At 55.8% G+C, this 14,694-nt stretch carries 11 protein-coding genes and 1 pseudogene; 1 reads left to right on the plus strand and 11 read right to left on the minus strand.

The window, feature by feature from the left end; all coding sequences use genetic code 11:
* Positions 1-297: 297 nt before the first annotated feature.
* The 9 genes from J8X26_RS24860 to fecI form a co-directional block, all read right to left on the minus strand.
* Entirely contained in the window at positions 298-1,137 is an 840-nt protein-coding gene (locus J8X26_RS24860) for a MetQ/NlpA family ABC transporter substrate-binding protein (RefSeq protein ID WP_165060178.1), read from the minus strand.
* A 196-nt stretch (positions 1,138-1,333) separates the two neighbouring features.
* Entirely contained in the window at positions 1,334-2,482 is a 1,149-nt protein-coding gene (gene lldD, locus J8X26_RS24865; RefSeq protein ID WP_152326572.1) for an FMN-dependent L-lactate dehydrogenase LldD, read from the minus strand.
* Between the two features lie 110 nt (positions 2,483-2,592).
* Entirely contained in the window at positions 2,593-3,360 is a 768-nt protein-coding gene (gene fecE / locus J8X26_RS24870) for a Fe(3+) dicitrate ABC transporter ATP-binding protein FecE (protein ID WP_208952283.1), read from the minus strand.
* Between the two features lie 2 nt (positions 3,361-3,362).
* Complete coding sequence (fecD, locus tag J8X26_RS24875) at positions 3,363-4,325, minus strand: Fe(3+) dicitrate ABC transporter permease subunit FecD (RefSeq protein ID WP_152326574.1); 963 nt, start codon at positions 4,323-4,325, stop codon at positions 3,363-3,365.
* Positions 4,322-5,326, minus strand: a complete 1,005-nt coding sequence (gene fecC, locus J8X26_RS24880; protein ID WP_208952284.1) for an iron-dicitrate ABC transporter permease FecC — start codon at positions 5,324-5,326, stop codon at positions 4,322-4,324. The genes fecD and fecC overlap by 4 nt, the downstream gene beginning before the upstream one ends.
* A complete protein-coding gene (locus J8X26_RS24885; RefSeq protein WP_208952285.1) occupies positions 5,323-6,228 on the minus strand; it encodes a Fe(3+) dicitrate ABC transporter substrate-binding protein FecB in 906 nt (301 codons plus the stop codon). The genes fecC and J8X26_RS24885 overlap by 4 nt, the downstream gene beginning before the upstream one ends.
* 67 nt (positions 6,229-6,295) lie before the next feature.
* Positions 6,296-8,656, minus strand: a complete 2,361-nt coding sequence (gene fecA, locus J8X26_RS24890; RefSeq protein ID WP_208952286.1) for a TonB-dependent Fe(3+) dicitrate receptor FecA — start codon at positions 8,654-8,656, stop codon at positions 6,296-6,298.
* Between the two features lie 146 nt (positions 8,657-8,802).
* A complete protein-coding gene (fecR, locus tag J8X26_RS24895) occupies positions 8,803-9,774 on the minus strand; it encodes a ferric citrate uptake sigma factor regulator FecR (RefSeq protein WP_208952287.1) in 972 nt (323 codons plus the stop codon).
* A gap of 5 nt (positions 9,775-9,779) precedes the next feature.
* Positions 9,780-10,298 carry a ferric citrate uptake sigma factor FecI gene (fecI, locus tag J8X26_RS24900; protein WP_165060162.1) on the minus strand — a complete coding sequence of 173 codons (519 nt, stop codon included), beginning with the start codon at positions 10,296-10,298 and terminating at the stop codon, positions 9,780-9,782.
* A gap of 173 nt (positions 10,299-10,471) precedes the next feature.
* Between fecI and J8X26_RS24905 the strand changes: the two genes are divergently transcribed.
* Positions 10,472-11,176, plus strand: coding sequence for an SDR family oxidoreductase (locus J8X26_RS24905; protein WP_165060159.1), 705 nt, complete (start codon positions 10,472-10,474; stop codon positions 11,174-11,176).
* 131 nt (positions 11,177-11,307) lie between these two features.
* Here J8X26_RS24905 and J8X26_RS24910 read toward each other — a convergent pair whose 3' ends face one another.
* Positions 11,308-11,928 carry a helix-turn-helix domain-containing protein gene (locus J8X26_RS24910; protein WP_165060156.1) on the minus strand — a complete coding sequence of 207 codons (621 nt, stop codon included), beginning with the start codon at positions 11,926-11,928 and terminating at the stop codon, positions 11,308-11,310.
* Between the two features lie 122 nt (positions 11,929-12,050).
* Positions 12,051-14,627: pseudogene (locus J8X26_RS24915) on the minus strand (autotransporter outer membrane beta-barrel domain-containing protein); the annotation flags it as partial.
* Positions 14,628-14,694 lie beyond the last annotated feature (67 nt).

Here is a 14,694-nt window from a genome sequence, read left to right on the forward strand (position 1 = left end):
GGAGCACCTGTGTTGTTCTGAGGTGAGCATATCACCTCTGTTCAGGTGGCCAAATTCAGTAAACCACTACAGTGTCAGCCAGTACGTAGTGTACGGCGAGCCGAGAAATGTGTCGGTGACAGCGAGTTATAGCTTCTGATTTTGGCTCGCAGATGCTCGCCGTATCGGGTATAACCGGGACGGTGAGCGGCAGCGCGCAGTTAAAAAGTTAAGGAGCGCGTTTACGCTCCTTAACCCTGTGTGGGCCGGCGCCCACGGTTTTGACCTAAAAGCCAGCTTGGGCGGCGAGCCCAAAAATCAACTTTTCGCAGCCGCCACCGGTAACACCGATCCTTTAAACTTCTCTTTAATAAACTCTGCGACCTGCGGCGATTCGAGATCTTTCGCCAGTTGCTTAATCCGTGGATCATTTTTAAGTTTTTCGGTCGTCACCAGAATATTCGCGTAAGGATTTCCCTTCGCTTTCTCCAGCCCCAGCGCGTCTTTTGCCGGGCTCAGCCCGGCTTCCAGCGCGAAGTTACCGTTAATGACCGCCAGATCGACATCCGGTAATGAACGCGGGATTTGCGGGGATTCGACTTCCAGAATCTTCAGGTTTTTCGGGTTGGTGGCGATATCACGCGGCGTGGCCTGATTTTTCGCCGGATCGGTGAAGCCCGGTTTCAGCGTAATCAGCCCCTGACTTTGCAGTAAATACAACGCGCGGCTGAGATTGGTTTCGTTATTCGGGACGGCAACGGTGCCATTTTGCGGCACTTCCGCATAGCTTTTGTGACGGCTGGAATATACGCCGAGCGGCTCGATATGCACCGTCGCGGCGACTTCAAACTTCTCTTTCAGCGCCTTTTCCTGCGAAAGCAAATACGGCACGTGCTGGAAATAGTTGGCATCTACATCGCCGTGCGCCAGCAATTCATTCGGATTCACCCCGCTCGGAATTTCGATCACTTTGAGATTCAGACTTGGGTCGATTTTCTGCACATACGCCAGAATTTCCGCATGAGGGACCGGATCGGCCTGCACGCGCAACGGCTCTGCCGCCCAGGCGGACAAGGAGGAAAGCAATGCTGCAACAGCCGTCAGACGACCTGCAAAAGAAAGCGATTTAGAAACCGGCAGAGCGATATTTTTCAGCATAGACATTCCCTAAAATTAACTTTTTTAATTGAGGTGATGGCGCCCTGAGGATTAACCCGGACAAATCTATGCTGACATATTTACAGGCCGTTACTTATACGCATTTCTCCCATGGATATCTGGAAAATTGAGATATTCAAAAAGCAGATAGACAGCGACACCTCACAAACATTATCGCTGCCTTTCCGGCATCAAATCACCGCACGCTTCGCCCGTAGACCAGCGATTCGGCGCTGATTTCTGAAATAGATTTCGCGCCAGTCAGCGTCATGGCGACGCGCATTTCTTTTTCGATCAGAGTCAGCAGGTTGATGACGCCCGCCTCACCTGCCGCGGCCAGCGCGTAGACGAAGGCGCGTCCGAGCAGCACACTGTCGGCGCCGAGCGCGATCATGCGAACCACGTCCAGGCCGGTGCGGATGCCGGAATCGGCGAGAATGGTGATGTCGCCTTTTACGGCGTCAGCGATGGCAGGCAGCGCGTGCGCAGTGGAAAGCACGCCGTCGAGCTGGCGGCCGCCGTGGTTCGATACCACGATGCCGTCTGCGCCAAACCGCACGGCGTCCCTGGCGTCTTCCGGGTCAAGAATGCCTTTGATGATCATCGGGCCTTTCCAGAACTCCCGGATCCACTCCAGATCTTTCCACGATATCGACGGGTCAAAGTTGGTGCCCAGCCAGCCGATGTAATCTTCCAGCCCGGTCGGTTTGCCGAGATAGGCTGAAACGTTGCCGAGGTCATGCGGTTTGCCGTTTACGCCGACGTCCCACGCCCATTGCGGATGCAAAACGGCCTGCAACATGCGGCGCGCGGCGGCGTTCGGGCCGCTCATACCAGAATGAGCGTCCCGATAACGTGCGCCGGGCACCGGCATATCGACGGTAAAGACCAGCGTTTTCACGCCTGCCGCCTGCGCGCGTTCCAGCGCATTGCGCATAAATCCGCGATCTTTTAAGACGTAAAGCTGGAACCACATCGGGCGGTCGATGGCCGGTGCGACTTCTTCAATCGGACAAACGGAAACGGTAGAAAGCGTGAACGGAATGCCTTTTTTGGCTGCCGCGCGCGCCGCCTGAACTTCACCACGACGTGCGTACATGCCGGTCAGGCCGACCGGTGCCAGCACCACTGGCATTGCCAGTTTTTCGCCAAACAGCTGCGTCTCAAGGCTGAGATCGGACATGTTTTTCAGGATGCGCTGACGCAGGGCGATATCGGCCAGATCCGAAGTGTTGCGGCGCAGGGTGTGTTCGTTGTACGCGCCGCCGTCGATGTAGTGAAACAGAAATGGCGGCAATTTACTTTTTGCCGCCGCGCGGTAGTCCGTTGATGCAGAAATAATCATCGTGTTTTTCTCGTTATCTTTGTCTTGCGCTCTCTGGCGCGTAGGGGTGCAAAAAGTGTAGTTCAAAACAGACAAGTCGATAGAAAACAATGACAACGAAAAATGAAAAACTATTTCACAATGCACATCGGCATACCGGAAACCGGCTCGGGATGGATTTGCGCATCAATATCAAAGACCTGTGCCAGCAGCGCAGGCGTCATTACGGCTTCCGGCGAGCCTTGTGCAACTATTTTTCCGGCCGCCATCATGACCAGATAATCGCAATAACGGCTGGCCTGATTGAGGTCATGCAGCACAGCGACCACCGTTTTGCCCTGCTGATTCTGGCGGCGCAGTAAATTCATCAGCTCAACCTGATGGCTGATATCGAGATACGTTGTCGGCTCGTCGAGCAAAACAAGCGGCGTATCCTGCGCCAGCACCATCGCCAGAAACACGCGCTGACGCTGTCCGCCGGAGAGCTCGCTGACTAATTTTTCGGCCAGATCACCAATATTCGTTTCTTGCATCGCGCGCGAGACCCTCGCGTGATCCAGCTCCCCCAGCCTGCCCCATAAATTCAGCCACGGGCTCCGGCCATAGCCGACCAGTTCCCGCACGCGGATCCCTTCCGGCGCGACGTGTTGTTGCGGCAACAGCGCCAGTTTGCGGGCAAGCGCGCGGCCCTGTAGCCGGGAAATATCGTCTCCTTGCAGCCGCAACGTCCCGGACTCCGGCGTCAGCAGGCGGGAAAAACATTTCAGCAGCGTCGATTTTCCGCAGCCGTTCGGGCCGATCAGCGCGGTGATTTTTCCGGCCGGAAGGGTCACCGACAGTCCGTTCAGAATGGATTTATTGCCGTATCCGGCGTACAGATTTTCTGCACTCAGTTGCATAGTCAGCGGGTTCTCATCAAGAGCCAGAAGAAATACGGTGCGCCTATCACCGCCGTTAAAACGCCCGCAGGCAGCTCCAGCGGCGGATGCAGGGTGCGCGCCAGCACGTCGGCCAGCAGTAAAATCAGCGCCCCGACAAGCATTGACGCGGGGATCAAAACGCGGTGCCTTCCGCCGACCAGTTTACGGGTCAGATGCGGTGCGACCAGCCCGATAAACCCGACCGGCCCGCAGGCGGCAACGCTGATGGCGGCCAGTGCGACGGCCAGCAATAACACCAGACGCTGTACGCGGGAAACGCGGATCCCCAGCGTCGAGGCACTTTCGTCGCCGAGCGCCATAACGTCCAGATCGCGGCAGAACCCAAGGCTGAGCGGCAGTAATATCAGCAACCACGGCGCGACGATTTCGACGAAATTCCAGCCGCGTCCCCACAGACTTCCGGTCAGCCACAGCAGAGCGCTGTTGATTTCCATCGGGCGCGAGAGCATCAGGTAATCGGTCAGGCTGGCGTAAAATGCGGTCAGCGCGACGCCGGTCAACGCCAGCTTCAAAGGCGCGGAACGGCCGGACATCAGGCGCAGCAACACAAACGCGGCTATCCCACCCAGGAAGGCCAGCGGCGGCAGCCACAGCACGGAAAGCGCGGGGAACAGCATCAGCGCGCTGACCGACATCAGTCCGGCGGCGTGGTTAACGCCCAGTATGTCCGGCGACGCCAGCGGATTGCGGATAATGCCCTGCACCAGTACGCCGGAAAGCGCCAGCGCCGCACCGACCAGCACCGCCAGCAGCGCGCGCGGGAGGCGATATTCGATCAGCGGAAAATGGTTGTCATCGGCGGGTGCGAACGCCAGACGCATTTGTTCAAACGTCAGCGTGTGCGTGCCGTAACGCAGCGAAATCACGAAGGTCAGCAGCAACAGGCTGGTCAGAACGGTGAATACCGTGAACTGCCGGGTCATGTGCGCGTCCTCACCAGCCAGACAAAGAATGGCGCGCCAATCAGCGCCAGCACTACGCCTGCCGGTAATTCACCCGGCCACGCCAGAAAACGCGCCAGCAAATCCGCCAGCAGCATCAGCGTTGCGCCAAAAATCATGCTCACCGGCAACATGCGGCGTAAATCATAACCAATCCAGTAGCGGGAAATGTGCGGGACCAGCAGCCCGATAAACGCCAGAGGCCCGGCGACGCTGACGCAGGCACCGACCAGCAATAACACCATAAGATTGATAATCAGCCGCAAGCGCGGCAGGTTTACGCCGAGCGTCTGCGCGCTTTCATCACTCACCTGTAACAGGTTCAGGCGGCTGGCAAGCAGCAAAACCCAGGGCGCGATAATGAGGGTGAAAGGGAACAGATGCCAGAACTCCGGCCAGCGGGCGTGCGCGACGCCTCCGGCCAGCCAGTTGAGAATGCCGTATGCGTGATCTTCTGAGAGGATCAGCGTCGCTTTTGCCAGCGCAGCGCACAGCGCCGACACGGCCACTCCGGCGAGGATCAACCGGCTGCGGTCACCCGCCTGTTGCCATCCGCCGCCAGTCAGCATCACCATGCTCCAGCTGATACCGCCGCCAGCGGCTGCCACCAGCGCAATGCTGAACCCCGAAAACAACTGCGGGCTGAGTGCGCTGACCACCACCATCGCCAGCGATGCACCGGCGTTAATGCCAAACAGCGAGGGAGACGCCAGCGGATTGCGGGTCAGGGTTTGCAGCAGGCTGCCCGCCAGCGCCAGACTGGCACCGAGCAACATCGCCACCAGGCTGCGCGGTAACCGCAGGTTGAGCACCAGCGCCTGCGCCAGTGTTGCAGGCGGGCCGGGAATCAGCGCGCGCAGAGATTCCACCGCGCCAATCGGCACCGCAGAACGGCAAAAAAGCGTCAGCCAGAAGATGACGCTCAATATGAGCAGAGGCAGCGTCCAGCGCCACCCCGTTACGATCGTTTTCACCGCTTTCATGGTGCGGTGGCAGGCGCCTGATGATGCAGAATCTGCACCACGTCATGGCCGATATGCTCAGCGGCAAACACCCCGCGCATTCTCGCCCAGACGTTAGCATCGACCGCCGCAATCTGATTTTTTTGCGCGGCTTTCATCATTTGCCAGAGCGGATCCTCCTGCCATGCACGCACAATACTTTCCTGACGGTAGTGCGCGACAATCAGCCAGTCCGGGTTGATCGCCAGCAACTGCTCGAAACTGATGTTGGCCAGCGCCTGCTGATTCACCGGTTCCGGCACAATCAGCCCGAGCGAGGTCAGCACGCTGCCGGTATAGGAATCGCGCGTATGCAGGTTAAATTGCTGTTCGCGCGAGGTGCCGAACACCACCTGCGTGCCTTTCGGTAACTGACTGGAAAACGCCTGCATCCGCTGATGATGTTCCGCCAGACGCTGCTGCATCAGCGCGTCTTTCCCCAGCACTTTGCCGATGATCGCCGCCGATTCCAGGTTCTCATTGTAGGTTTCGTTGCGGGATTTCAGCATCAGCGTCGGCGCAATCCCTTTCAGCGCGGCGTAAATGCCGCCATGACGGCTGCTGTCGGCAATAATCAGATCCGGTTTCAGCGCGGCAATCGCCTCGAGGCTCGGCTGCGATCGCGTGCCGACGGATTTCCACGCGCTGATACGCTGGCGCACTTCCGGCAAAATACGTTCCGCGTCGTTATCATCGGCCACGCCCACCGGGCTGACATCCACCACGGCCAGCGCATCCACGAAAGACAGCTCCAGGACGACGACGCGTTCAGGCGCCGTATCGAGCGTAAAAGTGCCCTGCTGGTCAGTCACCGTCACGGCCTGCACGGTGCCCAGCGAAAAACATAAACCGATAAAAAGCGCAAAGCGGGAGAAGAAAGACATAGGACCTCTGTGCGTGTGAGAAGGGAAAAACCGGGCGTCGTCACGCTAAGCCCGGCGTTTTAAACCATCAGAATTTCAGGGAACCCTGCATATACAACGTGCGTGGCTGTCCGGCATAAATCCCTTTGTTGTTATCGTCATACGCACGCGTGAAGTATTCGTGGTCGAAGATATTCTTCACGCCGAAGGCCAGATTCAGGTTCGCCATGTCCGGGCCAAACTGATAACCGGCGCGGGCGCCCCACAGCATGAAGCCGGGAATGCGACCGGTGCTGCCGTCGGCACTTTCTTCGACGGTGTTGGCGTTATCCGCAAACTGGCCGGACTGGTATTCGCTGTTGACGTTGAAGAACCAGTTGCCCGGCGTGTAATCCAGCCCCAGCGTGCCTTTGTTTTTCGGGGAAAACGGTACCTGGTTGCCCTGCGTATCGCCGGATTCACGAATGACGGCATTCACATACGCATAGCTGGCGTAAGCGGAGAAGTTTTCGAGTTTTGGCGACAAATCAGCGAGGTCGTAACGAATCTGGCTTTCCAGACCGGTATGACGGGTTTTTCCGCGCGCGGTGACGCTGTCCGTGGTCTGGTTGGAGTCGTACTGATTGTTGAAGTTGATCAGGAACAGCCCGACTTCCGCTTTCACAACGCTGTTATCAAAGCGCGTTCCCAGCTCCCAGGTGCGGGCTTTTTCCGGCTCGATACTGCCGCTGTCCACCGCTTTGCCAATCTGGCTGTACTGCACCGTGCCGAAAGAACCTTCGGTATTGGCATAAATATTCCACGCCTCGTTCATGTGATAAACGACGTTCAGCGCAGGCAGCGGCGCGTTGTAGCTGATTTCCTGCCTGGTGCCTTTGATGTAGTTGTTCTGATACGACTGAATGTGCTCGTAACGCATGCCCGGCGTGATGGTCCAGTCGCCGACGTCAATGCGGTCATCAACATAAAACGCATTCGCCTGCGTGCCGGATTGCGTATCGCGGTCATACGGGCTGTCGCCGGTCGGCAGAACGCCGGATTTGGCCGGGCTGTAATAGCGCAATTCGTGGGTGGATTCGCTGACATAACGGTAACCGACGCCCACTTCATGCGCGGTCTGGCCGAGGTTGAAGCTCTGGCTGTAGCGCGGTTCAACGCCGCGAACCCAATACTGGCGCGGGGAAAGCGTCAGGTTTTTACCCTGATCGAGATAACCGCTGCGCAGCGTGTAGGTGTAGAACGTTTGCACATTGAATTTATGCTGCTGGTCGGGCTGATACTGATAGCCAAAACTCGCCAGCTGGCGGCGGCCCCAGAATTCGTCATAAGGGCGCGTGGACTGAAAACGGTCGGCGTTATACGCGGCACGGGATAAACCGCCCGGCATTTCCGCGCGGCCTTCGTAATATTGCAGCAGGCTGTTGAACGTGTGGACGTCGTTCGGCGCGTAACGGGTTTTGAGCATCACATCGTCAATTTTGGTGGCGCTGTGTTCGCGCCAGTCGCTGCCGCGCGTGCCGGAGTAAAGCAGCGCGCCGCCGAGACCGTTATCCGCCGTGCCGCCTACCATCAGATTGCCGGTGCCTTTCGGGTCATTCTGGCTGGACGTCGGGCTGAGCAGCCCTTCCATGCCGGCTTCGATACCGAAATCTTTCGGGATGGCGCGGGTGACAAAGTTCACCACGCCGCCGACGCTTTGCGGTCCGTAACGCACCGCACCGCCGCCACGCACCACGTCCACCGCATCCATGTTGCCAAGTGAAACCGGCGCGAGGGAAAGTTGCGGCTGGCCGTAAGGTGCAAACGGCACCGGAATGCCGTCCATCAGCACGGTTGAACGGCTGGCGAGACGTGGGTTCAGGCCACGGATGCCGAAATTCATCGCCATGTCATGGCTGCCGGTACCGTTGTTTTCCGGCGCATTGACGCCCGGAATGCGGTTCATCACTTCACGAACGGTTGTCGCGCCGGTCTTCACAAAATCTTCACGGCGGATCACATCACGCGCCCCGCCGTGCTCAAAAACATCGTTTTCACGCGCGTCCGCCAGCCAGTCTCCGACCACCGTCAGGGATTCCGGTACCTGCACCGGCGCAGGCATAACCGCCAGAGTGAACGCATTATTGCCCAGCGGTCTGGCTTCCAGCCCGCTGTTTGCCAGTAACGTCGTCAGACCATCAGTGACAGTGTAACTCCCCTGCAAGCCGCTGCTGTGTTTTCCACGCGTCAGCGAGGCATCCACAGAAAGCGTAATCCCGGCTTTGGCCGCGAACTGGTTCAGCGCGGTATCCAGATCCCCGGCCGCAATTTGATAAGACGCAGACTGCACCGCGGCGGCTACCGGCAGCGACGTCAGCAGTGCGGCAGGAAGAATGGCGCAGTGAATGGCAATCGCCAGTGGTGTTGTTTTGCGAAAAGAACGAATAACGCGTGAGCGTGAAATGGACATACCGTCTCCGATTTTATGTTTTTTACTGTGTGATTTTTCAGGCAGTTTTTTAGGTGTTACTCAGGAGTCGGATGAGAATGGAAAAGGGACAACCGCGAATGCGATTATTTATCATTTTTATTTGCGGGAAGAATTTTACCGGGACATTACACAGGCACCACTTTCACCCAGTAACGCGTAGCCGTCTGAATTTTCACGGGAAGTGTTCGTGAAAGAATTTCCAGCACGCTGTCGGTATCTTTCAGCGGGAACGTGCCGCTGATGCGTAAATCAGCCACTGACGGGTCGCAGCTCAGATGACCGTGGCGGTAACGGGCCAGCTCGGCAATCACATCCGCCAGACGCCAGTCGCTGACGCTCAGCACGCCGTGGGTCCAGCTCCCTGCACCGCCGGTTACCGCGGTGACATCACCGAAAGCACTGCCGGTAAAGCGCACCGCGTGGCCTTCGCTGATTTGCAAACCGCCCGCAGGCCGGTCGCGCAACGTGATTTCCACGGCGTGTTTGAGCACCTTCAGCGTCGTGGCGCCATCCTGCTGGCGCACGATAAATTCCGTGCCCAGCGCGCGTAACATACCCTGTTGCGTTTCGACCAGAAATGGCCGCGGAACCGGCTGATTATCGCGCGCGGTGATAATGCTGATTTCGCCCTGATGCAGGCGGATAAGACGCAGTGTGTCGGTAAAACGGATATCGGCGGCGCTGGCAGTATTGAGCGAAAGCTGTGAGTTATCCGGCAGGCGCAGGGTTTTGATTTCGCCGGTAGACGTGCGTGCATCGGCCAGCAAACCCTGCCTGGCGGACGACTGCCAGGCTTCCCATGTCCCCCCCAGACCGAGCAACACCACCAGGCTTTTCAGAACACGGCGGCGGGTGACATCCGACTGCTGGCGCGCATGGTTAAGCGTCTGATAACTGAATTTACCGGGCATATTGTGCAGTTGCCCCTGCAACGATTCCACGCGCTGCCACGCCCAGCGATGATCTTCATCCTGCGCCAGCCACTGCTGCCATTTCTGGTTTTGCTGCGGCGTGACCTCGCCCGAGCACAAGGTGGCGAACCACTGCGCGGCTATTTTCAGCGACAGGCGCTGGTTATCGGTCAGGGACGTATTCATCGGAATCAGCCGTGTTCTATGCTGAACAGCAGGCAGTGTTCGGTGGCTTTCGCCATGTATTTTTTGACCGAGCTGACCGACACGTTCAGACGTTCGGCGATCACCGGATACGTCAGCCCTTCAAGCTGTGAGAGTAAAAATGCCTGACGCACTTTCTCGCCCAGCCCGTCGAGCATCGTATCGATTTGTTGCAGGGTTTCGAGCAGACATTGCCGCTGTTCGGGCGACGGCATCTGTTCTTCCGGCATCAGCGCCAGCATGTCGAGATACGCACGTTCCAGCGCGTTGCGGCGGAAAAAATCCACCATCACGCGGCGGGCAACGGTACATAAAAAGGATTTGGGTTCGCGAATTTCCTGTGCGGTATTGCCGGTGAGAACGCGCATAAAGGTGTCCTGCGCCAGATCGTCTGCGTCACTGGCGGACCCCAGTTTGAACTGGAGCCAGTTTTTCAGCCAGCGGTGATGCGAGCTGTAAAGTGCTTCAAAAGCACGAACCGGGGAAACGGCAACGTTTGCGGACATAGGAAGTTACATAACCAGACCAGAAATTCACAATTGGATGATAATTGATAATAGTTATTATTACAATCGAGAATCATTCGCTTTCCCATCTGCCATAAATGCTAAGCCAATTAAGTGCGTCGATCACACCTCTGCCAGGTGTTAGCCTGAATAAAAACCACAAGGAAAACATCATGAGTTCACTCCCTGTCGCCGTTGTTACCGGCGGAACCAGCGGTATCGGGCTGGCCATTGTTCATAATCTGGCACGCGATCATCAGGTTTATGCGCTCGGGCGTAATAAAGACAGCCTGATTGCGCTGCGGCTGGTCGAAAACGTGGAGGCGGTTGAAATCGATCTGCTGGATTTCAGTGCCGTTGAGCAGTTTGTTCGTGAGTTACCGGTGATTGATGTGCTGGTACATTCGGCGGCGATTTCCAAACCACTGCGCCTTGAACAGGCGACGCCGGAGGAGTGGCAAAAGCAGTTTTCTATCAACGTTTTCGCACCAGCGGAGTTCACCCGTCTGGCATTACCGGCGCTGAGAAAACAGGAAGGTCAGGTGGTATTTATCGGTTCGGGATCGGGGACAAAAGCAGATGGCGGGAATACGGTCTACTGTGCCTCTAAGTTCGCACTGAGCGCCCTAGCCCATGCGTTGCGTCAGGAAGAAACGGAGCACGGCTTGCGCGTTTCCACCGTTGCGCCGGGGCCAACGGATACGCCGATGAACCGCAAAACCCGCGAAAGTCAGGGCAATTTTGACGCCATTGATCCGCGCGAATACAGCACGCCGGAATCGGTGGCGGCGGCGGTGCGTCTGGTGGTCAGCGCCAGCGACGATACGCAGATTACGGATATCGCAGTGAGGCCGCGCCGGGATAAAGCGAAGCGGTAGACCCGTAAAAAAATGCCCCGGAATGCGCAAAAACTCCGGGGCAAAAAGGCTTTTTATTATCGGGTTTGGTTACCCGTTCTGTGATTGATTTTAATTCACCGGTGTTGACGCCAATAACATTCAGTCAGAAATTAGTAATTCGCCGGGAGACGGTTTATCTGTATTAATTTCCCCTTGTCCATCTCGATATAATTACCCTTGCGTAATTCACAGAGTATTTCTGCAATCACGGTGCGCGATATTTTTGAGCGCTGCTGGATAAACTCCAGAACGCCTAATTTTTGGCGAACCTCAGGCCTGATCCTTTGCATACGGATTAACATCGCGCGGACAATACAATAGTTGTTTGAGCCTAACAGATCACATTCACGGTGTTTCAGGTAGAAGGCCAGATAGCTCAGCCAGATGCTCAGTTCATACCAGAGATTGCTCTGATTGAGCAGCGCTTTTGCCCGGCTGGCGGTCAGCCAGAACCCCTGGCAGACGTTAACAGCAACGGCACAGGAACCTTCGTATTCTTTGAAAACGATGCCCGATGCGCCCAGTAACATAGCGGAATCGACGACATCCAGAAGCCATTCTTTCTCTTCATTATAAATAAACACACAGCCCGACTCGAGGAAATAGACAATATTTTCCTTTTCTTCCTGCTCAATTTGAATCTTTTCTCCTTTATTAAAAGTAAAAGAGACACCTTCTGCCATTAAACAGTCATGAAGTTGCTGAAGTATTTCCAGTGGTTTTTCTGACATAGTATAAAACCGACAAGATTGAGTAAGGTTATTGGCGAACAGGCATACTCACAGCCTTGTGAAGTATGCCCGGAGTCGTATTTCAGGCAATCAGGTTAAACGTTTCTGACGTTTACCCGATATTACCAGCGGTATTTCACACCGACGTTTGCAGACCAGTCCTGGTCAACATCCCCGCCTTTCAGCAGAGCAGTATCGGCATAAGTTGCGAAGTTTTTGCTGAAGTTGAACTGACCGCCCACCCCTGCGCGAACCGCAGAACCGTTCATGCTGTTGTCGATACGGTCACCGTTAATACGTGCATCGTTATCGCCCGCGTCATCGTAGACATATGCCAGTTTCACGAACGGCGTCAGGGACTGTTCGCTGCCGTAATTGAAGGTGTAACCCGCATCAACACCGGCTTCGTAGCGCAGGCTGTTGTAAGACTGGCTACCCACGTTCATCCCGTTGCTCACTTTATAGCTGTCGTTGTTCTGGAACAGACCGCTAATGGCGGCATACGGCGTGACATAACCGCTTTCGTTGAACGCCCAGTCGTAGCCCAGTTTCAGACCAAAGCCCCAGCCGTCGGTAGCGTTGTCAGCCGTAACATGCTGCCCGTCGCTCATACCGCTGGTCAGGTCGTTGCTAAAGCGGCTGTAGCTCAGTGAGCTGTCTAAGAAGACATGGTTGTCGAATTGGGCAGAAGCGTACACGCGTGCGGATTGAGTATCCTGATCCAGGCTGCCGCTCTTATGAGAAACATCACCCTTCGCGAAGCCTGCGGCCATACCCAGCATCCACTTAGCATCGCCCTCAATCATTTTATCGACACCGATCATGATGCCGTTGACGTCCTGATCGTAGGAAACCGTGCTGCCATCGGCATTGAAATTACCGCCTGTGTAGCTCGCCCACACGCCGCCTGCATCACCGGAATGACGACCAGCGCTCAGGCGGTTTGCCAGCGTATCCTGCTCAAGATTCCAGATGTTGGTGTTCGCGGACGGAATGCTCAGGGCAATATTGGCGGCATCGGTCAGGCCACGTTGTTTGAGAACAACGGTGTCGCCAACCTGTTTCGCTTCATAACGGTAAGCACCCAGATCGGCCTTATTGTTGGCGGTGAACGTTGCCGCAGTGGCCGTGTTGTTGTCATACACACGAATCACTTCTTTGTTTTTATAATCAGCAACGCTGCCTTTGCCGGTGGCGTCGTTGATATTGACGCGGAAGTTACCGTTCACATCGCCATTCACTGACAGATGACCATCAGAATTCAGGGCAACGATACCCTGCTCCTGACGAACCTGGCTTGCGGTCGAATTCAGATCAGAATTCAGGATGTAAGCACGGCTTCCCACGTTGAATGTGCCGCCGTTAGCCAGCGTCATATTGCGGCTTTCCACCTGACCCAGACCTAAATTCAGCTGAGACTGACGGTCAACGGTGATCTGGTTTGCGTAAAGTTCTGCGCCTTCATTTAACAGCGAAACCTGGCTCTGGTTGTCGAGGGACAGCGTATCGGTCGCCACGAAACCGTCATTGGCGATGTTCAGCCCGGACAGATTGTTGAGCGAAACAGAATCCGCCAGCAAGGAAGACGCGTTGGTAATATTCACCAGCGAACCGTTATTCACGGTCAGCGTGTCGATATTGGAATTACCGCGCGTATCCCACCGGGAACCGGTATCGAGTGCGACATTAAACAGACCGCTTTGGAAAACCTGATTGCCGGCCACGTGGCCGCTGGTGTCGTAAACAGATTCAGGAAGAATACTGTTCGGTGCCACATCATATAAAGTGGCCGTCGATTCAACCGAAGACATGGCCGCGCCGACCCATTTGCTGCCGTTTTGCAGCGTCAGGTTTAATTCATCCTGATTCAGGGAATCCTGCGCGTAGCCGCCATTGGTATCCAGCGTGCCATCCGCATTTGAGTCATGCCCTGCCGGATAGAAATTCGCATTGAAGGTACTGGCAAATGCGACATCGCCGGTCAGCGTGGAATGGTCTAATACCACGTTGGTTTTCATCGAATGAACGGCATCAGCAGAATCGCTGACATCCAGCGCTACATCATCCCAACCCGCTGTACCATTATGGTAATCAGAAGGTTTGCCGGACTGACCGTAGAAACCTGAGTTATCCAGCTCAGACCAGGCACCTGACGTCAGCGCGGAATCACTGATTGTCACGTTATTATTAAACGAAGTGCCGTTATTTGCTGAATCTGCTGCCCAGTCATAACCCTGCGTTAATGTAATACCCGCCACACGGGAGTTATTACGCAAAACGATATTACTTTGCTGGTCCAGCGTAATGGCAGTGCCCAGATTGTAAGTATCAATGCTGCCCGCCACGTTGGCATTGTTGACATAATTGTAATGCTCGTAGGTGTCATCAATCGTCGAATTATCAACGGTTAATGACAATACGCCCGCGTTTGTCAGGGTATCTGCGGCGCAGTTTGTGGTCATGCACTGAGAAGTGATCATGCCGCGGACGGTGCTGTTGGTGATGTTCAGTGCGTTTTCGCTGGCATTGGCGTTCAGATAATAGGTCGAGATCACACCACGAACGACAGCATTGTTAATCCCCGGCGAGATATTGCCCTGCGTCGTGAGGTCTTGCCCGTTATTGAACCCAACGTAGCCCTGATAATACGGCGTGTTATCGGTCGTATTAAAATAGAATGTTTCATAGCTTGTGTGGCTTTGTTGAATAAATCGGATTTAGATAAAAGCTCCCCTCGTCGCTGACTTTCTCAGGCAATCCTTACGC

The organism is Rahnella sp. ChDrAdgB13, from assembly GCF_017655185.1.
In the GTDB taxonomy this organism is placed as follows: domain Bacteria; phylum Pseudomonadota; class Gammaproteobacteria; order Enterobacterales; family Enterobacteriaceae; genus Rahnella; species Rahnella contaminans.